The following is a 22122-nucleotide window of genomic DNA, read 5'->3' as shown; positions in this document are numbered from 1 at the left end:
GAGCCAATCACACACTTGGATTGGCTCGTTTAAATTTTGTTAATACATTATGTATGCTAAGAATCAACTATTAGCGTCTGGCTGATTCTCTGGCATCGCATCAATAAAAGCTGGCAGTTGATTGCATGACTGCACAACAGCGTTAATGGTTGGATAAAGAGAGGTATCTACACCAAAGCGTTGTGCGTTATAAAATTGTGGTACCAGACAAATATCGACAATAGATGGCGAGCTTGTCAGGCTAAACTTGCAATCACCATTTAGTTTACGATGCATCTGAAGTTTCTCTTCTAATGCTGTAAAACCTTTGTGGATCCAGTGATGAATCCAAGCTACTTTGCGCTCTGGCTCGCAAGCTAACTCCCCCTCTAAATACTGTAGAACTCTTAAGTTATTCAGGGGATGAATCTCCATTGCAATATCCTGAGCCAAAGCTAGCGCTTGGTATCGAAGCGGCGTTTGCTCGGGGATCACAGTGACATTCGGGTAGTGTTCTTCTAAGTATTGAATGATCGCCAGTGACTGGGTTAACTGAACCTCCCCATCCACCAGCAAAGGAACCAGTTCAGAAGCGTTTAAATCATGGTACTCGTCACTGTGTTGTTCGCCACCATTGCGCACCAAGTGTACCGATTTTGAATCATACAATAGCTCTTTAAGATTCAAACAAATACGCACACGATACGCCGCTGAAGACCGCCAATATCCGTACAAAACCATGCTATCGCTCATATCGTCTCCCAACTGGCGCTCTTAATGCTTGAGATATTGGCTAACTTGTTGGTCAATCGAGCCAAAGATGTTGTTGCCATCCGCATCGAACATTTCCAGTTTGATTGAGTCGCCAAACGACATGAAGTTAGTCGACGGTTTACCATCACGAATGGTTTCAATCATGCGAACTTCCGCGATACATGAATAGCCAACGCCACCTTCTTCAATAGAAGTGCCATGTTCCGTTCCCTGCTTGTTGGATACCGTACCTGAGCCTATAATCGCCCCAGCAGATAGCGGGCGCGTTTTAGTCGCGTGAACAATTAAGTCTGCGAAATCAAACGTCATATCGATACCTGCATTCGGGCGACCAAACGGCTTGTGGTTGTAGGTCGAGACCAATGGTAAATGCACTTTGTTTTCGTACCACGCATCGCCTAGTTCGTCAGGTGTTACTGCCACAGGAGAAAACGCAGAAGAAGGTTTAGATTGGAAAAAACCAAACCCTTTAGCTAATTCTGCGGGAATTAGCCCACGCAGTGAGACATCATTCACCAGCATGATCAAACGAATCGACTCCTGAGCCTCTGCAACACTCGCGCCCATTGGTACGTCACCAGTTACCACAGCCACTTCACCTTCGAAATCAATACCCCATTCATCACTCGCAAACTCGATGTTGTCACAAGGACCAATAAAGGCATCAGAGCCTCCTTGGTACATCAACGGATCCGTCCAAAAACTCTCTGGCATTTCAGCGCCGCGAGCTTTTCGAACCAACTCAACGTGGTTTACGTAAGCACTGCCATCAGCCCACTGATAAGCGCGAGGAAGCGGCGACTCGCAGTAGTGCGCTTCAAACTCTTCATACCCTGCAACCGTGCCATTGTTCAGTGCAACGTATAGCTCTTCCAGTTGCGGTGCTAGCGTATCCCAGTTATCAAGTGCCACCTGCATCGTCGGTGCTAAGTTCATGGGGTGGAAAATTTCTGTCGCTGGTACGCAGCGCGTTAAGTCTTTGCTCACGACCATCAACAAACCGTCACGAGTGCCATTTTTCTTGGTTGCTAATTTCATCCTTGCCTCTTACTTCTCTTGCCAGCTATAGACGTATTCTTTGTTTTCTACTTTTTCCAGCTCATCCGAAAACTGAAGTGCGTGACGCGTATCAATCATGACCGCAACTTCGTCGGTGAAAGTCTTCTTATGCTCTCGCCCTGCTTTGAATGCTTTCGGGTGAGGACCATGCGTAAATCCTGCTGGATGGAATGTCACCATGCCTGCTTCAATGTTGTCACGGCTGAAAAAATCACCTGCATGGTAGAACAAGACTTCGTCATAATCGTCATTGTTGTGGTAGAACGGTACTTTGAGCGCTCCAGGATCACTTTCAATTGGGCGAGGAACGAAGGTACACACCACAAATCCTGCTCCTACAAATGTAGTATGTGCAGAAGGCGGTAAATGGTAACGATGTGACATAAGTGGACGAATATCACGCCAGTTCACTTTTACTACCGCCAAATCACCATGCCACCCAATCGCATCCAACGGGTTGAATGGGTAAGTGATAACACTGACTTTATCGTGGCGTTTCACCTGAACCTGTGTTTGATTCTCAGAATATTGAGCACGGAACTGATCGTTGATCGACGGCGTTTCTAAAACCGCTGGATCAAACACCGCGTGGTTTCCAACCATGCCTTTTTCGGGCAATGTATAAGCCGCATCGGTGTTTTCAATCATCAGAATGAACATCGGCTCGCTTGGTTCTAAACGCCAGCTCGTTGAGCGCGGGATCATGACATAATCCCCTTCGCTCACTTTCAAATGACCATAATCACAGTAGAGATCTGCCGTACCTTGGTGGATGAATAGCAGTTCGTCGCCATCTGCATTTCTCACCAAGAAGTCCATTTTTTCATCCATACGCCAAACACGAACTTTACAATTCGCGTTGTGTAATAGATGCGGGACTGCCCACGGGGTAATATGGCTGGCTTTCTCGACTAGATTAAAATCGAACGCTCGTGGACGTAGCTCTCCCTCCCACTCAGACCACCCCGTTGGGGCATGTTGATGATGAAAATGTGTTGCGGGGCCGAAGAAGCCACTTCGACCTGCCTCACGTTCATAAATTGCCTCTTCCGGGAAGTCAGCATGCGCTTGTTTAGAGCACACTCCCTCCCGGTGAGGGAATGTGATCCATTTATGCATCGCTCAATACTCCTCGACGAATTTGGTCTTCTTCTATCGATTCAAACAACGCTTTGAAGTTACCCTCGCCAAAGCCTTCATTGCCTTTACGTTGGATGATTTCGAAGAACACAGGGCCGATAACGGTTTGAGTAAAGATTTGTAGCAAGATGCCATCTTTCGTTGGTGCACCATCAATAAGAATCTGCAAATCACGAAGCTTGCTTACATCTTCACCGTGACCTTCAACACGCTGATCGACTTTCTCGTAATAAGTATCTGGCGTTGGCATAAAGTCCATGCCTCGCTCACGCAAGGTTTTGACCGTTTCGTAGATGTCGTCAGTGGTCAATGCGATGTGTTGAATACCTTCGCCATTGTATTCACGGATAAACTCTTCAATCTGTGATTTATCATCTGACGACTCATTGATAGGAATTCGGATTTTGCCGCAAGGTGCGGTCATCGCACGGCTGACAAGACCAGTCAGCTTACCTTCGATATCGAAATAACGAATTTCGCGGAAATTACCAATGCGCTCATAGAAACCAGACCAGACATCCATGTTGCCTTGCTTAACGTTGTGCGTTAAGTGGTCGATTTCGTAAAGACCAACATTCGCTTTTGATAAACGCTCATCAGCATCATTATAAAAACGAAAATCGACATCATAGATGCTCTGCTTTCCATAACGATCGACAAAATAAAGCAAGCTTTCACCGATGCCATAAATAGCAGGAATGCTTAGCTCCATCGGCCCAATTTCCGTTTTATATTCTTTACCGCCATTCTCTAACGCATGCGCCAGAGCAACGGTGGCGTCTTTCACACGAAATGCCATGCCACAAACCGACGGACCGTGAACTTTGGCGAATCCCTCAGCTTGGCTATGCGGCTGCGCATTCACAATAAAGCTAATGTCACCTTGTCGATATAACCACGCTTCTTTTGAGCGATGCTTTGCAATCTCCGCAAAACCTAACGATATAAACAGATCTTTAAGCTGTTGAATGCCTTTGTTGTCAGCAGCGGTATATTCAACAAACTCAAATCCGTCTGTTCCTAATGGGTTATATGCATCAACCATGACTTTCTCCTTGTCTCAGTAGCTTTTGTTTGGACTTATTTTTCTAACTTGGCGCAGGTCTTGAGAAATTGGAATACGTGGGGAGAAATCTTTATCTTGGCGATTTTTACGCATAATTGTAAAATATATGTTACACACAGAGAGCACATCGAACCCACTTTCGTAAACATCAAACAAATTGCTTATTTTCAATATATTAGATTGATATTTTCGGCTTTACGCCAACATGAAAAATGTAAACAAGTTGTTACTTTGGCATTTTATCTTGGCAACGTAGCTTAAAAGTAAAAGAGGGATAGAAAGCCTATTGCCCCCTATTTCTATCTGCTTCATTCATTTGGTCCTACAAAACATCGAAAGTAATGTTTCGTGACGCTTCATACAGTTCGAAGGACTCATCGGTCAGAATCGTGTCATGGATACCCCTTTATTGATTCACCTCAGTTTTATTCAAAAGTAACTATGCCATAAGTGGTGCTCTGTTCCCTATCGAGCCGAGCCACAAGGCTTCACGCTCGATCAGAAAAAGAGACATCTAATGACACACATTAATCAAGAACGCTTAGTTGAACATTTTTGCCAACTGGTACGTATCGATAGCGAATCAACAAACGAAAAACAAATTGCAGAAACACTGGCAGAGCAGCTAGGCGACCTAGGCTTCACCGTGCACAAGCTTCCAGTGCCTAAGCACATTTCTAACGGCTTTAACCTATACGCCCGTTTAGACGGCAAAAAAGACGGCTCTATCCTAATGAGCTGTCATATGGATACGGTCACTCCAGGCATTGGCATTGAGCCAATCATCGAAGACGGTGTTATCCGTTCAAAAGGCAATACGATTCTTGGTGGCGATGATAAATCTGGTATTGCTGCTATCATGGAAGCCGTTCGTTGTATTCAAGCGGAAAACCGTGAGCACAAAACGTTAGAACTTGCTTTCACCGTGTATGAAGAAGGCGGTTTATTCGGTTCACAATACTTCGATATGTCACACGTCACTTCAACGGAAGCAGTCGTGTTAGATACGGGTGGTCCTATTGGCACTATTGTGACCGCAGCCCCAGGCCAGCAAAAAATCGTGGCAACAATCAAAGGTCGACCAGCACATGCAGGGCTTGCGCCAGAAGAAGGCATCAGTGCGATCATGGTGGCGGCAGATGCCATCAACCAAATGAAGCTGCTTCGCATCGACGAAGAAACGACAGCCAACATCGGTATAGTGAATGGCGGTCAGGCCACAAACATTGTTATGCCTGAATTAAAAATCGTGGCAGAAGCACGCTCCCTGAATGGCGATAAACTAGATGCTCAGGTCAATCATATGATCTCAACATTAGAGTCTGTCTGTGAAAAACACGGTGCAGAAGTCGACATTGAATCTAGCCGAGCCTACGACGCTTTTGTTATTGAAGAAAACCACCCGCACGTAAACGCTATAAAAGCAGCGTTTTCAGAGTTGGGAATTGACGCCTTCACAAAAGGCACTGGCGGCGGTAGCGATGCCAACAACTTTAACAAGAAAGGTCTCACAACGGTCAATCTTTCAACTGGCATGGCAAAAGTACACACGACAGAAGAGTTTATCGCGGTAAGTGATATGGTCAAAATCACTGAGTTCGTGAAACATTTCCTAGTCAGTTAACGTCATGCCTTTTGAAGAGCAGACTGACTATCTTCCCCTTCTAGCCTGTGCTTGAAGGGGATTTTAATTTGTATCGAAGCAAAATTACTTCCCGTCATGCCAACTTGATATCAGATCTTCAAAGAAATTCCCCTAGCTCACTTTTTGAGACCAGACAGCTCAACACCTGACACCCTGTTACAGTAATGTTAAAACTCGATTGTGTAGACAATTTATACAATATACATTTTTGACATCTTTCAGGATGAAAAGAGTGAGACAAGGATGAAATTACCTAAGTTGCTTTTATTAGCGTCGATGATGAGTCCAATACTGGCAACATCAAGCTATGCCGCACCGTATCCCGCAGGTGTGACCCTCGATGAGATACAAGAAATTACGCTAAACAATGGAGCTGAAGTTACTTCTATTGACCCAGCCAAGCAAGCCGCAGAGCCCGCTTTTAATCTCGGTCGAGACCTGTTTGAAGGTCTGGTCATTCAAGATAAGCAAGGTAAAACCATTCCTGGTGTTGCTGAGTCTTGGTCAGTCAATGACAACAATACGGTTTATACTTTCCACTTACGTGATGCAAAATGGTCAAATGGCGAAACGGTCACTGCACAAGATTTTGTCTACAGCTGGCAACGCTTACTGAATCCAAGCACTGCTTCACCCTACGCTTGGTTTGCGGCCATTCCAAATATCGAAAACTCGCAAGCGATTATGAAGGGCGAAGCCGAACCCGAGTCCTTGGGCGTGAAGGCGCTGGATGAAAAAACATTCCAGGTAACACTCGAAGAGCCTATTCCCTTCTTTACGAAACTATTAAGTCATCCAGTGCTTGCCCCCGTTCACAAAGCGACCGTTGAAAAACATGGCAACCGTTGGACCCAGCCTGAGCATATCGTTACAAATGGTGCGTTTACTGTCTCTGAATGGAAAGTTAACGAAAAACTGGTGATGGTTAAAAACCCACATTACTGGGACGCAAGCAATGTAGTGCTGGAAAAAGTCACCTGGCTACCAATTGGTGATGCAAACGTAGTGCTAAACCGCTACCTAGCCGGTGAGATAGACCAAGCGGTTTCCATTCCTGCCGCTCAGAAGAAAAAGTTAATTCAACAACGCCCACAAGAAGTGGCAAGCACCAGTGCGTCTCTTGGCTCCACATTCTATTACCTCAACACTCAACAAGGACCAACAAAAGACGTGCGGGTCCGTAAAGCCCTCTCATATGCCATTGACCGTCAACTGTTAACGAGTGCTATCTTGAGAAACGGTGGGGTTCCAATGTATACCCTTGTGCCACCTCAAACAGATGGTTTTAAATCTCACACTCCTGAGTTCGCAACTTGGAACCGTCATAAACGTATCGAAAAAGCGCAGCAATTACTGTCAGAAGCTGGATACGATAAAAGCAATCCGCTTAAGTTGACGTTTACCGTACCAACTTTCTCGATGGACGTAAAAATGGCAACCACCATGGCAGGCATGTGGAAAAGCCGATTGGGTGCGCAAGTCACGATAAAACAGCTAGAACCGAAAGTGTTCTACGCACTTAAAGAGCCGACCGACATTACTCGCGGCGGCTGGACGGCTGACTACAATGAAGCCTCTACATGGTTGGATATCTTCGTTTCTAGTGGCGAGTACAACGATTCTCGTTATAACAACCCGCAATACGACGAGTTAATGGCTCGCTCAAAGACCATGAGCAACCCATCAGAACTGTATCTACAAGCAGAAAGCATGCTGATTGAAGACATGGCCATTATTCCTATTTATCGTCCGGGTAACGATCAATACCTCATCAAGCCTTACGTGGGCGGCTACGAACTGACAAACCCTGAGTCGTCGTACTACCGCAAGAATGTCTATGTAAAAGCCCACTAAAAGCATGTTTTCGGTCTGAGTCGGCAAGTTCAATGTTTACTTGCCGTTCCTCATATCTCTCGGTGGAGAAGGCAACCTGAGCTCAGACCATTTTTTATTCATAACCGTTCGAAGTGATTTCGGATGACCAAAGGATGATGGATCATGATTTGGTACATTGTTAAGCGATTAGCTATCGCTATCCCCACGCTTCTATTCATCGCACTCGTATCATTTTGGCTGATGCACATTGCACCAGGGGGGCCATTTGATATGGAACGGCCTATGCCAGAGGTGGTACGTGCGAATATCGAAGCAAAATTCCATTTGGACCAGCCCTTCCTTACTCAGTTTTGGATTTACATTGGTAATTTCATACAAGGAGATCTCGGTCCGAGCTTCGTTTATCAAGACTTCAGTGTTACACAGCTCGTCGCACAATCATGGCCAGTTTCAGCAGTATTAGGCGTACTCTCCTTTTGTATTTCCGTTCCACTTGGCATGTTGCTTGGCACCATTGCGGCATTGAACCGAAATAGCCGCCTAGATTACGGCCTGATGACACTTTCGATGACTGGAGTTGTGGTGCCGGCCTTCGTTCTTGCTCCAGTTTTAGTCATGATCTTCGCTATTCAGCTCGGCTGGTTCCCTGCTGGTGGTTGGGAAGGAGGAAAGCTGGCTTTTCTTGTTCTTCCCGTGCTCAGCCTGGCGATTGGCTCCATTGCGAGTATTGCACGCGTCATGCGTGGCGCAATGATTGAAACACTCAACCAACCATACATTCGAACGGCAAAGGCCAAAGGTTTGTCCACAACCTACATTTTATTCCATCACGCTTTGCGACCATCCCTGATTCCCGTCGTTGCGATGCTCGGCCCTGCGTTTGTGTCTGTCGTGACAGGCTCGGTAATTATCGACATTTTCTTTGGTACGGGTGGCATGGGACAACACTTTGTGTCTGGGGCTCTCAACCGCGACTACGGCCTAGTAATGGGCATTACTCTGATTGTCGCTTCACTCACTATCTTCTTTAACCTTGTGGTCGACTTGCTATATACGATTATCGACCCTCGTATACGCGTTTAGGAGTCCGGCATGTTAACGATCAAAAAACTGGATACACAAGCTCTTCAAGATCAAGTCGTCGACAATATTGAAGCCGTCGAAGGTCGCAGTCTTTGGCAGGATGCATGGACTCGATTTCGTAAAAACAGAGCCGCGATGACATCAGTGTATGTTTTGGCGTTCATTACCTTATGCATCACCTTCGGCCCCTCTCTTGCCGCTTTTGGCCATGATGAAATTGACTGGGAAGTGCTCATCGATCCATACGAGCTAGGGAAACCTTCACTGAGCAGTGGCCATTACTTTGGTACCGATGATCTCGGGCAAGATGTTTTCGCTCGCACGATGCAAGGTGGCAGGCTCTCTATTTTGGTGGGCTTTGTCGGGGCCTTAGTCGCCGTTGTTATTGGTACGATTTGGGGAAGTATTTCCGGCTATCTTGGCGGCGTTGTAGATAGCGTAATGATGCGCATTATTGAGGTGCTCGATTCGGTGCCATTTATGTTTATGGTTATCCTGTTTGTTACCCTTTTTGGCAACAACATCTACCTGATTTTTATCGTGATCGGAATGGTATCTTGGCTGGGCATTGCCCGTGTTGTACGTGGTGTCACCTTCGGTCTAAAAAAGCGAGAGTTCATCGAAGCCGCACACTCTATTGGGGTTTCTAAATTAACAATTGTCCGACGCCATGTTCTGCCTAATGTGCTTGGGATCGTGATGGTTTATTCCTCCTTAATGGTACCAGGATTCATTATGTTCGAATCGTTTTTGAGCTTCTTAGGGCTTGGTGTTCAACCACCCGACACGAGCTGGGGAATCCTAATTTCCGAAGGCGCAAAAACGATTGACGTTGCATTTTGGATGCTGCTTTTTCCCTCTCTGTTTTTAGTTGCGACCCTCTTTTGTTTTAACTTCATCGGCGATGGCTTGCGTGATGCTCTTGACCCGAAAGACCGATAAGGACAAACCCATGCTATCTATTGAAAACATGAACGTGCGCTTCGATACGCCAGATGGGCAAGTGCAAGCGGTCAGTAATCTCTCCTACTCGATTAAAGCGGGCGAAACTCTTGGGATTGTTGGGGAATCAGGTTCGGGAAAAAGCCAGTCTGTTTTCGCATTAATGGGGTTAACCGCGGACAACGGCGCCGTGTCTGGCAGCGCGATGTTCCACGGTGATGATTTACTCGCGATGTCTAAAAAGCAGCTCAACCGCATCCGTGCAGAGAAAATCGGAATGATCTTTCAAGATCCGATGACGTCACTTAATCCATTCATGAAAATTGGCAAGCAGCTTTGTGAAGTTCTCATGATTCATAAAGGAATGAGCCGAAAACAAGCAAAAATTGAATCGATTCACATGTTAGATGCGGTGCGTATTCCCTCTCCCGAAACTCGGATGAATCAATACCCTCACGAGCTATCTGGCGGAATGCGTCAGCGAATCATGATAGCGATGGCGTTGTTGTGTAAGCCCGAGTTGTTAATTGCCGACGAACCAACCACCGCATTAGATGTAACCGTTCAGGCTCAAATTTTGACGCTATTACGAGACTTACAACAAGAGTTCAACACCGCAATTTTACTGATCACTCACGATATGGGCGTCGTCGCCGAGATGTGTGATCGCGTATTGGTCATGTATGGTGGTCAAAAAATGGAGCAATCCGATACCGAGACATTGTTCGCTCAACCTGCTCACCCCTATACTCAAGGCCTGCTAAAGGCTATTCCTTCTATCACTGAAGATATGCCACGTTTACCAACCATCCCAGGTAACCCACCAAGTGCGTTGATTAACCATCAAGGGTGTCCGTTTAGAGAGCGGTGCGAGCATCGAGAGACGCGTTGCCAATACGAAACCCCGCGTTTTTCCCCATTGAACACGAGCCAGTCCATTGCCTGTCACGTTAAAGCACCCAGTGTTATCACTCCTATTCAAATAAAAGCTTAAGGAGGCGTTATGAATAAAAAAGAAGTCCTCATGTCTGCTCGTGATTTAAACGTCCACTTTCCTGTGTCGCGTCATCTTATTCCAAGTCGACGTAAAATCGTGAAAGCGGTCAATGGTATCGACTTAGATGTTTACCGAGGTGAGACACTTGGCATTGTGGGGGAATCAGGCTGCGGAAAATCAACACTTGCACGCGCCTTACTTCGCTTAATTGAACCTACACATGGCGAGTTGACTTGGAAAGGTCAAGACATGCTCGGGTTTAGTAAAAAAGAGCTTTCCTCTCGACGCAGAGAATTTCAGATGGTGTTTCAAGACCCATCCGCTTGTTTGAATCCGAGATTAACCATCTCAGAATGCATCGCCGAACCACTGCTCACCCACGAGCCACAACTTAAACGGGCAGAGGTAGAAAAGCGTGTCATCGCTATGATGGATAAAGTGGGTCTCTTGGCGAGCCAGCGAAACCGCTATCCACATGAATTTTCCGGAGGTCAATGCCAGCGTGTGGGCATTGCCAGAGCATTAATTCTCAATCCAGATTTGGTCGTGTGTGATGAACCCGTTAGTGCGCTAGACGTCTCCATACAAGCTCAGGTCATCAATCTTCTAGATGATCTTAAACAAGAAATGGGGTTAACACTGGTGATGATTGCGCACGACTTAAGCGTGGTGCGCCACATCAGCGACCGCGTTATGGTGATGTATCTTGGTAAACCTATGGAAGTAGGACGTTACGATAAAGTATTTGATGATGCACAACACCCCTACACCAAAGCACTGTTATCTGCTGTCCCGATAGCTAATCCGCAATTAGCACGTGACCGTGAAATACAACTATTGCCCGGCGACCTTCCTTCTCCACTTAACCCACCTAGCGGTTGCGTTTTTCGTACTCGATGCCCAGAAGCAACAGAAGTATGCGGGCAACAGAACCCAATAAAAACAGGCTCGGAGCAGCATCATATCTATTGCTCAAATATGACTTTAGGAACCATTTAATGAACAATACTAACTCAGTAAACCAACGCCTTACGTTATTGCGTGAGGCAATGTCCTTTCACAACGTGTCTGCATATATCGTGACCAACAATGACCCACATAACAGTGAATACTCAGCGGATCATTGGTTAGCGCGAAGCTGGATTTCAGGTTTTACCGGTTCTGCAGGCGATGTCGTCATTACCCAACAAGGTGGTGGCCTGTGGACTGATGGTCGTTACTATATTCAAGCTGAAGAACAGTTACACGGCACAGGACTTGAACTGTTTAAAGCCAAACAACTAGAAACACCGACAATTGCCAAATGGCTGGCTACCACGCTCCCAGAAAACAGTATTGTCGCGGTTGACGGGCGCGCCATCAGTTACGCTTTTTATCAAGGCCTCAAACAAGCCTTTGAAACGAAAAACATTAAGATCATTGTCAACCTGGATTTACTCACACCGATTTGGCTTGAAAGACCACCTCGCCCAAGTGCACCCGTATTCGAGCACCCCACCGCTTTTGCTGGCGTTGACACTGAAAATAAGTTAGCGAGAATCCGTTCTTGGTTAACCGAGAACCAAGTAGATAGCTTATTAGTGTCAACGCTAGATGATGTCATGTGGACAATGAATATTCGAGGTGGTGATACGAATTACTGCCCAGTTTCTGAAGCCTATCTAGTCGTAGAGCAATCACTTGCGACACTGTTTATTGATAAAGCCAAACTGCCTCAAGACGTTGAAAGAGCGCTGACCGAGCAGAGTGTACACATTCGCCATTACAACTACGTAAGTCAGTATTTGAATCAGCAATGTGAGGGATTATCGCTCGCTTTTAACCCGACCCACACAGACAGCTTATTGGTGAGTTCGATTGAAGGGAATGTGAATCTAAAGCCAATGGCTTGCCCTGTAACGGCAATGAAGGCCATAAAAAATGCGACCGAGCTAACTAGCCTAGAACAGGCATTAACAGATGATGGTGTGGCAATCGTAAGGTTTATGAACTGGCTCGAAGAGCAAGTTCCAAGCGGACTCGTTACAGAATTGTCTGCTGAGGCACAACTGAATCACTATCGCCGTCAAACCCGACATTATGTGAGTGACAGTTTCCGCACTATCGCAGGCTTCGCAGCTCACGGGGCAAAAATGCATTATGCCGCCGATGAAGAAAGCAATGCGGCAGTCAATGAAAGCAACTTCTTTCTCGTCGATTCTGGTGGCCAATACCTTGGCGGGACAACAGACATCACCCGTACTTTCCACTTCGGGTCACCGACCATTAAGCAGCGCAAAGATTATACCTTGGTGCTCAAAGCGGTCATCCGACTGACTCAGACTCGATTCATGAAAGGCTCTACGGGTGCCAATCTTGATATCATGGCGCGTGGCGTCTTATGGCAACATGGTATTGATTACAAGTGCGGCACTGGACACGGCGTGGGCATTTGCTTGAATGTTCACGAAGGCCCACAAAATTTCTCGCAAAGCCACCACGAGGTTGAACTAAAACCGGGTATGGTCATTACTAATGAGCCAGGCGTTTATCGCGAAGGTGAGTACGGGGTAAGAATAGAGAACATTCTTAAAGTTGTAGAGGTAGAACAAAATGAGTTCGGCACGTTTTACGGTTTTGAGACCATCACTCTTGCTCCAATTGCGACCAACGCCCTTGACTTATCAATGCTAGATCAAGCAGAGCTAGACTGGCTCAATCATTACCATTCACGAGTCTATCAAGCGCTTAGCCCTTTTCTTGATGCGCAAGATAAAAACTGGCTTCAACGCACAACCCAACTTATTGAGAAATAGGATATCAGCAAGTTTTATAACGTTTTCATTTTCATCTCAAACTCCTTGTTTGCCAGCCTTCGGGCTGGTTTTTTTATAGAGATAACGGCGTAAAAAACAAAAACGCCCCGCAATGTTAGCGAGGCGATCAATTAAATTAAAATGATGCAGTTAAAATGCCCTACTGACGACACTTCTGAGCATCAAAATCAACGACGATGGCGGCATTCTCAAAGTCACCAGAGACTTTAACGTAGCCCCAGTAGTTACTCTGATTTGACAACGTAATACACTCTCCATTACCAATATTATCTGACCACCCGTGACGATTAGTATCATCCGGCCAACCGGAGTTACTGTATTCAAGCTTTAGGTTGCCCGTACCGTTCCCCGTCGTTATCGCCAGATTTGAGCTCTCATTCACCGCTGGCACACTCAGCCAAATGGTTTGTTGATTTGCCAAGCAAACAGGCTCTCCTGCTGTTAGGCGTCCACCGCTTACTTTACTTTGCACCGCACAGTCTTGTGGCAATGTGTCATTACCGCTCAACGTTGAGATAACAACACTATGAGTGGCGGTTGCCGTCAAGCCTTCACTGTCTGTCACACTTAGACTGACCGAATACTCCCCTTCACTCCCATATTGGTGCGTCGGCTTGGTTTGTGTACTTGTCGAGCCATCACCGAAGTCCCATAAGACGCTGACGATCTTCCCGTTTGGGTCTGTACTGTTTTCACTGCTAAATGTAATGCTTTCACCGACTTTCCCCTTACTGTTTGCGGTTATGACTGCATTAGGTGCACCATTTGAGACAAGGGCTTGCTGCCACTGCTCAAACTCACTTTGATATAAATTCGCCCATTGGGTGATCGTTGCTTTGTAATTGCTCCAATTCCCCTGGCGTGTTTCCACCAGCATTTGGTTTACGTCATCTTTATGATTTTCAAACATAAAACGTACAGCTAAGTACCCCCAACGATAAATTCGATCGACATCAAACCCATCATAAGTAGTCTCGAAAATCTCACTTAAGGTATATGTCGAGCCGTCTAGAATCGTCTCAAGTGCTGCTTGGTTGTCATTTTCTTGAGCGACATACTCTGCAATGCCTTCACTCCACCACACTATTTTTTCAGTTGGATGACTAAACCCTCCATAGAGATCAAATCGACCATCTAAGTAATGCACGTATTCGTGCTCTAAGTTCCAGACAAAGTGATCCGCGTTCGCATAAGAGGCTTCATAAGCAATAAAGTTGGGAATATTCCCCGGCTGGGAAGGATCGCCCTCCAAGTACATACCGCCATTGTCAGTACTAATATCGAAAATTGGCCCTGCGTACTTACCATAATCGGTGCTTGAATCGAAGATATTGACTTGGAGCTGAGTATTGTGGTCATCTTTTACTGGTTGTTCACCCGTTTCTAATGACTGATGAAAGTAACCCTCTTCGTAACCCATTTTAGAACATGCGGCCGCGTGTTGCTCTTGTGTCATATTCTGGGACAATATTCGAATTGTTGGACTACAAGTATAAGTTTGCGATAGCACTAAGCCTTTTAGCTCAGTTTCGAAATTACAAATTCCGAACTCACTACAATCTGCGTAATATGAAGCGGTGTCCGCCGCCGCAAGCCAAACCGAGTCACCCCGACCATACATTTCATACTGTTCAAAGATTCGACTCAGCTGACTCTTCACAACAGAACTCGCGTTACCCGTATACTTGGTCAGACGCCCGAGCTCTCGCCCCGCATTCGCGGCCATAAACTCATCTTCAGCACCGATTGATGACGCCCTCAGAGCAAAATCGCCTAAAGCTTTGGCAAGGTCTGTTTGGTTACCAATTACTTGCACAAATTGCTCGTTCCACTGCCCACCAAACAAAATAGTGAAAACACCATTAACCGCATTGCGCATATACCAGTGCTGGGCGTATTGATCATTCCAACGTGTAAGCCACTGGGTCACTTGCGGTAAGTACGCGTGCTGCAAGCCCGCACTATCCATAGTGATGATGACTTCACTAAGCACTTTGCCGTGACGGTCGCTGTTCTCATAGAAGTTTGCGTTATTAACAAACGCATCCACGGATTCTTTCACCGCTGGTGTGACCCATTCAATAAATGAGATGTTGTCATTGTAAAACTCGGCGTAATAACCCGCGCGTAAGTATAAGAACAACGTTTCTAGTTCATCGCTCCCGCCACCCATATAACCCTTCGCCAAGGTCGTAGTGTGCTTAGCGATGTTGTACATATGATCGGAGCTAAATACCGACTCCTGAACCCGACTTTCAGCAGAGAATAACTGGTTCACGCACGTCGCGCCCTGACTTAAAATTTCGCTGATCAATTGGTTACTGCTTTCGGTAACCAATGCTTCCAAATCACAAGCAGTGCTCGACTCATCAAGGCTTTCAAGTGACTGTACTCGAGTTGCCTTGGAGGGCTGAATAGGGAGAGTTGCGGTTGGTTGGTATTCAACTCGATTGGATTCAACACCGTGTGTATGAGCCGAATGTGCATGTTGCTCTGTAACTTGAGAAACTGGCTCGCTTAACGCAAATACGCCAGTGCTGGTTAATGTTGTCGCAATCGCGACACTCAAAATCTTCAGTTCCATCTAATTTCTTCTATATTGAGTTTTCCTTAGATGCATTACGTCTTTTGCATCGCCACTGCCCTTATTACTGCAAGAGCATCTCCATATAATCTACTCGCAAGACAAGAAGAAACATTTTGTTAACAAATAGATGTGGCGGTATCAGTTTTTGGTACTCGAGTTGCCGTTGCACGAGCTTGCCAGAAATCGATTTGCTTTAGTAATATTGATCAACTAGTTGTTTATCTTTCCATTCAAATATCTTTTATTGCTCCTCACAAAAGCTATAAAATGGTTTCTTTTCTTTTTGCTAAACAACTCCTATGACCGACGCTGATATTGAGCTACAACACCTTTGGTTAGAAGTCCAAGCCGAACGCTGGCAAAACTTGCCACGCTTTTTATTCAGTTACTACTGCTACAAGCACAACCTTGTCAGTAAAACCAACAAAGTTTGCTGGGAGACGGCACGTGCAACACTGCCCGCTTCAACATCAATAAAAGAGCGAAAAAACGCGGTGGTTGAACCGTTAGTCTCTGAGGAAACCGTCGTTGGGTTATTGAAAACCATCAGCAAAGATGGGGAAATGACGTTTGACGTGATGGTAACCACACTTAATACGTTTTTGCACTATGTTGTGATTAGCAAGGAAGAAAAAGCGCGACTTAAATCAAACATGCCAGCTAGTTGGTATCAGCAATCGAACAAGTCGCCTTTGGCACGTTTCGAGCAAGCTGGCATTAAGCTACCAGAGTGATATGCCAGTCATCGCTGAAGATAAACACAAAAGACAAGCGCCTACAATGAGGCGCATTTGATCAAAAATTGAGGTGCCCCTAAACAAAAGTGCAAAGTGACCAACAAAGCAAAAGTTTGGTTATTCTTGAATGCCTCGAATGCGTACATTACGTCTACGTAAAACTTCTAATGTCACGAGCAAACACACCGACATAAAAATCAACAACGTAGCGACCGCCAATATGGTCGGACTAATTTGCTCTCGAATTCCTGACCACATCTGCCTCGGAACGGTTTTTTGTTCTGCCCCAGTCAGGAATAACGCCACCACAACCTCGTCGAACGAAGTGCCAAAAGCAAACAAGCCGCCAGATATCATCCCCGGACGAATCAGCGGAAAGGTAATGTGTCTGAAAGTATAAACAGGGTTTGCTCCTAAGCTAGCCTCCGCTTTTACCAAGCTATGGTCAAAGCCGCTTAACGTCGCAGTAACGGTAATGACGACAAAAGGCGTACCTAACGCAGCGTGTGCCAAAATGACGCCTAGATAAGTTTGTGATAAGCCAAGGCGTGTGTAGAAAAAGTACATCGCAGCAGCAGAGATAATGACTGGTACGATCATGGGTGAGATCAACAGCGCCATAATGGTATTGCGAAAAGGCAAATTACTACTGGCTAAACCCAACGCCGCCAGAGTTCCTAGCCCTGTTGCAACGAGTGTCGCCATAAAAGCAATGAACGTGCTGTTTTTCAGCGCCAACAGCCACTGATCACTAGTAAACATTTCTTGATACCAGCGAGTAGAATACGCTGCCGAATCAAGGTTTAGCATCCCCTCGGTAAAAGTAAAGTAAGGCGTTGCATTAAACGATAACGGGATGATGGTCAGAATTGGAGCGATTAAAAAGAACAGCACCAACCCACAAAAAACTAAGTAGCCTGCGTAAGCGACTCGCTCTACTTTTGATGCATAGTTTGGTAATGCCATGGTTATCCTCCTACCTTAAGGTTATTCATGCCAACCACACGGTTGAATATATAAAACAGAACCAGTACAACGAACAAAAGCAGTCCACCCAATGCGCCAGCCATCCCCCAGTTCAGTGATGTCTGCATATGATAGGCAATCATATTGGATATCATCTGTCCGCTTCTTCCACCAACCAAAGCGGGCGTAATGTAGAAACCAATAGAAAGAATGAAAGTGAGCAAGGCCCCCGCACCTATCCCCGGTAACGTAAGCGGCATATAAACTTTGATGAACGCAATGAAAGGCGTCGCGCCTAGAGAACGAGCGGCACGGAAATAAGTTGGGCTAATTCCTTTCATTACGCTGTACAGAGGCAGGATCATAAACGGCAGCAGAATGTGAACCATAGACACCACCGTTCCGAAGGTATTGTGAATCATCTGAATTCGTTCGGAAGTAAAACCCGACCAAATAAGGAGATCATTAATGACCCCTTGGTTTTGCAGCAGAACAATCCAAGACGTGGTTCTGACTAATAATGACGTCCAAAATGGCAGCAGCACAATGATTAAAAGTAAGTTCGCGCGCTTATCAGGTAAATTGGCAAGCAGGTAAGCAACGGGGTACGCCATCACCAAACAAATTAAGGTGATTGAAATAGACATCCAAAAAGTTTTAAAGAAAAGGTCGACGTATATTTGGCGTTTTTCTGGTTGGGGCTCAATGTCTCCAAACTCATTCACTTGCAAGTCTAGCGCAGCAAGATAATGACTGAATGTTAATGCGCCACTAAGATTCTTAAACGCCGCCCAATATTTAGGATTAGCCCATCGCTTATCCAGCTTAGCCAGCTGTGTCACCGAGCTCGGCAGCGACGCCAAACGAGACAACTTTCTACCTGTTTTCATCAATAAGCTGCGCATACCAGACACTTCAATATTCATTCGGCTGGCTATTTTCGGTAGCTCTTTGCTTTGATAAAGCGCAAGTACTTCAACAGAGAATGCCTCAATGACTTCTTGATGAGGCAGACCTTGATAATCCCAACTTTCTAATGCTTGAATAGTTTGTGGTAGTGACTGGGATATTTCTCGGTTATCCACGCTTCGATAAAGCATATCGAGGATAGGAAAAGCAAACGTAAGCAGAATAAAACACACCAATGGCGTTGTGAGCATAATGGAGCGAAGCTTTTTTCGGCGCTCTGCCTTTTGCAACTGCGCTTTCAGATTGGTTTCTTGCTGATGAACTTGGCGTTCGATCTCCAATACAGAATTTAATGCGGTTAGCTCTCGACTCATGCTGCTACCTCGCTACTTTGAGTTTGTGTCCCATCAAGAGCATGGCAATCGTCACTTTGCCAACCAATACGACAAATTGAGCCAGGCGTTAACTGCAAGTGTTTACGATTATCGTTAGGTACTTTAACGATGAAGTGACCAACGCTCTCTACTTCGACGACCAAACGATAATGATCACCGTGATAAATCAATTCTCGTAGGACGCCTGAGACTTGGTTCTCACAAGACGCTTTCTCTGGTTGAATAACAATCTTTTCTGGTCGAATGGAAAGTGTTGTCCTCTGCCCTTGCTCAGATACTCTGACAGGTTTCGCAGTAAATAACTCTTTCCCAACGAGCACTTGGCAATACTTTCCGTTCCACTCTTTGACTAAACCTGAGAGTTGGTTGTTTTCTCCAATAAACTGCGCAACAAACGTATTACTCGGAGATTCATAAAGCTCGGTAGGTGTCGCGAGTTGTTGCACTTCGCCGTGATTAAAAACCGCAATACGGTCGGACATAGTGAGAGCTTCGTCTTGATCGTGCGTCACATACAAAATGGTGATGCCAAGCTTTTCATGCAAATGTTTAATCTCCATCTGCATTTGCTCACGCAGCTGCTTATCTAATGCGCCTAGCGGCTCATCCATCAACACGAGTTTAGGTTCAAACACTAATGCTCGCGCTAGCGCAACACGCTGTTGTTGACCACCTGATAACTGCTTTGGGTATCGAGTCGCAACATGCTCAAGCTCGACCATTTCTAATACACTCTGAACTTTGCTTTGAATCGTGTCACTGTCGAGTTTTCGCACCTTCAAAGGAAACGCAAGATTCTCAGCAATAGTCATATGTGGAAACAACGCATAGTTTTGAAACACCATACCAATATCGCGCTTGTGCGGCGCGAGATGATTAACGGGAACGCCATCGATATAAATGTCTCCACCGGTCGCGGTTTCAAAGCCCGCTAGCATCATTAAGCAAGTAGTCTTTCCCGATCCTGACGGCCCCAACATAGTAACGAACTCTCCAGGAGCAATATCTAAGTTGAAGTCTTTCACCACCAAATTCGTACCATCGTAGGTTTTCTTAACGTGTTGAAAGCTGACATAGTCCTTGTTTTCCGTGCTCATGACTTCCCTCTTCTCATTTTTTGAATATTACGAATGAGTAGAGCGTCAGTTAACGCTCTACTAAACAGCACAACTACAGATTGTATTTGGATAGGTCTAAGCGGGTTTCTAACGCATGTTCAACCATTTGAATGACTTGTTGACGCTCTTCACCTTGTAAAAGTTGGCGTGGCGCACGAACTTGTTCAGATCCACGTCCGCAGACCTGCTCGGCCAGTTTAATGCACTGAACCAACGTAGGAATGGTGTCTAAACGCAGCAGCGGTAAGAACCAACGGTAGATTTCTAACGCTTCAGCATAACGACCTTGGCTTGCCAGTTTATAAATCGCGACGGACTCTTCTGGGAATGCGTTGGTTAAACCAGAAATCCAGCCAGTCGCACCTAGCATCAATGATTCAAGAGCGATGTCATCAACACCACTGAACACGGTAAATCGGTCATCAAATTTATTGTAAAGCTCAGTGATACGACGAGTATCAGTGGTCGACTCTTTGATAGCTACAATGCTTTCAAACTCAGCCAGTTTCGCCATGATATCGAGGTTTACATCGACACCATAAGCAACCGGGTTGTTGTAAATCATGATTGGCATTTCTGGCGTTGCTTCTGCTAGCGTGCGGTAATATTCGAACGTTTCGTTCTCAGACGTGCGGTAAACCATGGCAGGCATCACCATACAACCATCGATACCAATTTTGTACGCATCCTGCATGTAATCAACAGCTGCTGTGGTAATAGACTCTGCTGTACCAGCAATCAAAGGCACACGGCCATTTACGACTTCTTTTGCCGCTTGCAAGACCTGGCGTTTCTCCTCCGGGTACAACGCGCAGTTCTCACCGACGGTACCCAAGCAGATAATGCCATTCACACCATCTTTAATTTGGTTATCTATAACAGTTTGCGTTGCGTCTAAGTCGATTGACTGATCTTGACGAAATTGCGTACTGACCGCCGGATAAACACCTTTCCAATCAATTTTCATGAACTACTTTCCTTATATGTATATTGTATGCAATTTAAATAAACGAGCAAAAATGCTCAGGCATGGCTATCTATGCCATTTTCTAACAACACCGCCTTTACAGCGGCCAAATCAGCCAAAGCACTGCCAACTGATTTGTATAAAGTAATGACCTCATCGTTTTGACGTCCTGAGATTTGTTGGGCGCAAAGCTGCGGTAATTCCCCTTTGATATCATCTGACGTGAACACGCCCTCTTGAATTGGAATGAGAAGATCGCCCGCTTCGGCTAATACGTTAATGCGGCTATCAACATACACCTGTGCTCGTTGCACTGCTTCGGAGTCGCATTCACGCTTATCCAAGTCATGATTACCGACCAAATCAATATGGGTGCCCGGCTGCACGTCCGCGCCATTAAACAAAGGCTCAGCTGATGCGGTAATACAGCTGATGATATCAACGTGTTTGATAACGTGGTCCACACTTTCAACGACTGAAACGCGAAACCGACGCTCATCAGGAAGCGACTGATACTCTGAAGATGACACAATGGCATCTACCGTCGCCTCGGCGTTGTCTGAGTTACGCCCCCAAATATAAACCTGCTTAAGTGGGCGAACCGCAGCGTATGCCCACGCAAAATAAGGCGCAAGATTGCCCGTTCCGCAGATCAACAGACGATCGGCATCAGGACGCGCTAAATAGTCCGCTGCCAACGCAGAAGCTGCGGCGGTGCGCCAAAACGTTAAAACTTTACCGTCCACGAGTGCGAGCGGCTCACCATCGTTTCGTCTAAAAACAAGCAGCTTAGATGCAAGCGTATCTTTGCCTTGCTCGGGGTTATGCGGGAAATATGTAAAGGCTTTCACCGCAATTAACTCCTGGTTCCAAGCAGGAAGTAGCGCAAACGCCTCGTATTCTCCCTCTTCTAAGGGCATAACTCGGCGTTGAGGTATTGTTGCTGGCCGCGAGTACATTTCACGCATCGTTTCAATAAGAGAATTCATTGTTAAACATTGCGCGACTTGCTGTGCTTCGATGACTTTCATCATTTCTCCGAAAACATAAATACAGTTGAGGAAAAGTACGGAACCTCGCTTATGGATGAAAACTCGGCCCCATAC

General features: G+C 45.8%; 18 protein-coding genes. 8 read left to right on the top strand and 10 right to left on the bottom strand.

All coding sequences use genetic code 11. The features are described from left to right. Window positions 1–63 precede the first annotated feature (63 nt). Genes maiA through hppD form a run of 4 tightly spaced genes read right to left on the bottom strand, consistent with a single transcriptional unit; the run spans window position 64 to window position 3997 of the window. Entirely contained in the window at window positions 64–732 is a 669-nt protein-coding gene (gene maiA, locus R7R78_RS01075; protein WP_225472845.1) for a maleylacetoacetate isomerase, read from the bottom strand. Between the two features lie 21 nt (window positions 733–753). Then, window positions 754–1791 (bottom strand): fumarylacetoacetate hydrolase family protein, encoded by a 1038-nt coding sequence (locus R7R78_RS01070; RefSeq protein ID WP_065646799.1) that lies wholly within the window; start codon window positions 1789–1791, stop codon window positions 754–756. A gap of 9 nt (window positions 1792–1800) precedes the next feature. Beyond that, window positions 1801–2931, bottom strand: a complete 1131-nt coding sequence (locus R7R78_RS01065; protein ID WP_005388948.1) for a homogentisate 1,2-dioxygenase — start codon at window positions 2929–2931, stop codon at window positions 1801–1803. Then, a complete protein-coding gene (gene hppD, locus R7R78_RS01060) occupies window positions 2924–3997 on the bottom strand; it encodes a 4-hydroxyphenylpyruvate dioxygenase (protein WP_130546050.1) in 1074 nt (357 codons plus the stop codon). The genes R7R78_RS01065 and hppD overlap by 8 nt, the downstream gene beginning before the upstream one ends. A 538-nt stretch (window positions 3998–4535) precedes the next feature. On the opposite strand from hppD, the gene R7R78_RS01055 reads away from it, so the two are divergent. The 7 genes from R7R78_RS01055 to R7R78_RS01025 all read left to right on the top strand — a co-directional run bounded on the left by R7R78_RS01055 (window position 4536) and on the right by R7R78_RS01025 (window position 13316). Further along, window positions 4536–5642, top strand: coding sequence for a M20/M25/M40 family metallo-hydrolase (locus R7R78_RS01055; RefSeq protein WP_225472844.1), 1107 nt, complete (start codon window positions 4536–4538; stop codon window positions 5640–5642). 264 nt (window positions 5643–5906) lie between these two features. Beyond that, window positions 5907–7517: a peptide ABC transporter substrate-binding protein gene (locus R7R78_RS01050; RefSeq protein ID WP_213876501.1), complete on the top strand. Its 1611-nt coding sequence runs from the start codon at window positions 5907–5909 to the stop codon at window positions 7515–7517. 144 nt (window positions 7518–7661) lie between these two features. Then, complete coding sequence (gene oppB / locus R7R78_RS01045; RefSeq protein ID WP_005377838.1) at window positions 7662–8582, top strand: oligopeptide ABC transporter permease OppB; 921 nt, start codon at window positions 7662–7664, stop codon at window positions 8580–8582. A 9-nt stretch (window positions 8583–8591) separates the two neighbouring features. Beyond that, on the top strand, window positions 8592–9524 hold the full coding sequence (locus R7R78_RS01040) for an ABC transporter permease subunit (RefSeq protein WP_225472842.1): 933 nt from the start codon (window positions 8592–8594) through the stop codon (window positions 9522–9524). Between the two features lie 10 nt (window positions 9525–9534). Then, a complete protein-coding gene (locus tag R7R78_RS01035; protein ID WP_025766748.1) occupies window positions 9535–10518 on the top strand; it encodes an ABC transporter ATP-binding protein in 984 nt (327 codons plus the stop codon). 9 nt (window positions 10519–10527) lie between these two features. Then, window positions 10528–11520 carry an ABC transporter ATP-binding protein gene (locus tag R7R78_RS01030; RefSeq protein WP_053306923.1) on the top strand — a complete coding sequence of 331 codons (993 nt, stop codon included), beginning with the start codon at window positions 10528–10530 and terminating at the stop codon, window positions 11518–11520. Next, complete coding sequence (locus R7R78_RS01025) at window positions 11520–13316, top strand: aminopeptidase P family protein (protein ID WP_225472841.1); 1797 nt, start codon at window positions 11520–11522, stop codon at window positions 13314–13316. The genes R7R78_RS01030 and R7R78_RS01025 overlap by 1 nt, the downstream gene beginning before the upstream one ends. Before the next feature lie 160 nt (window positions 13317–13476). Here the strand turns inward: R7R78_RS01025 and R7R78_RS01020 are convergent, their stop codons facing one another. Further along, the gene (locus R7R78_RS01020) at window positions 13477–15921 is read right to left on the bottom strand and encodes a collagenase (protein ID WP_225472840.1); all 2445 of its coding nucleotides are present in this window, start codon (window positions 15919–15921) and stop codon (window positions 13477–13479) included. A gap of 302 nt (window positions 15922–16223) precedes the next feature. Here R7R78_RS01020 and R7R78_RS01015 point away from each other — a divergent pair, with 302 nt between their 5' ends. Then, window positions 16224–16658, top strand: coding sequence for a hypothetical protein (locus R7R78_RS01015; RefSeq protein WP_225472839.1), 435 nt, complete (start codon window positions 16224–16226; stop codon window positions 16656–16658). 120 nt (window positions 16659–16778) lie between these two features. Here R7R78_RS01015 and R7R78_RS01010 read toward each other — a convergent pair whose 3' ends face one another. From R7R78_RS01010 to R7R78_RS00990, 5 genes are all read right to left on the bottom strand, one after another. Further along, window positions 16779–17627, bottom strand: coding sequence for an ABC transporter permease (locus R7R78_RS01010; RefSeq protein ID WP_225472838.1), 849 nt, complete (start codon window positions 17625–17627; stop codon window positions 16779–16781). A 2-nt stretch (window positions 17628–17629) separates the two neighbouring features. After that, window positions 17630–18910, bottom strand: coding sequence for an ABC transporter permease (locus R7R78_RS01005; protein ID WP_225472837.1), 1281 nt, complete (start codon window positions 18908–18910; stop codon window positions 17630–17632). Beyond that, entirely contained in the window at window positions 18907–20028 is a 1122-nt protein-coding gene (locus R7R78_RS01000) for an ABC transporter ATP-binding protein (RefSeq protein ID WP_048626301.1), read from the bottom strand. The genes R7R78_RS01005 and R7R78_RS01000 overlap by 4 nt, the downstream gene beginning before the upstream one ends. A gap of 73 nt (window positions 20029–20101) precedes the next feature. Further along, on the bottom strand, window positions 20102–21016 hold the full coding sequence (locus R7R78_RS00995) for a dihydrodipicolinate synthase family protein (protein ID WP_225472836.1): 915 nt from the start codon (window positions 21014–21016) through the stop codon (window positions 20102–20104). A 56-nt stretch (window positions 21017–21072) separates the two neighbouring features. After that, a complete protein-coding gene (locus tag R7R78_RS00990; protein WP_225472955.1) occupies window positions 21073–22047 on the bottom strand; it encodes an ornithine cyclodeaminase family protein in 975 nt (324 codons plus the stop codon). Window positions 22048–22122: the final 75 nt, after the last annotated feature.

The sequence above is a fragment of the Vibrio sp. 2134-1 genome, from assembly GCF_033339495.1.
Note: the sequence above shows the minus strand (reverse complement) of the source record. Positions and strands in the feature narration are given on the sequence as shown.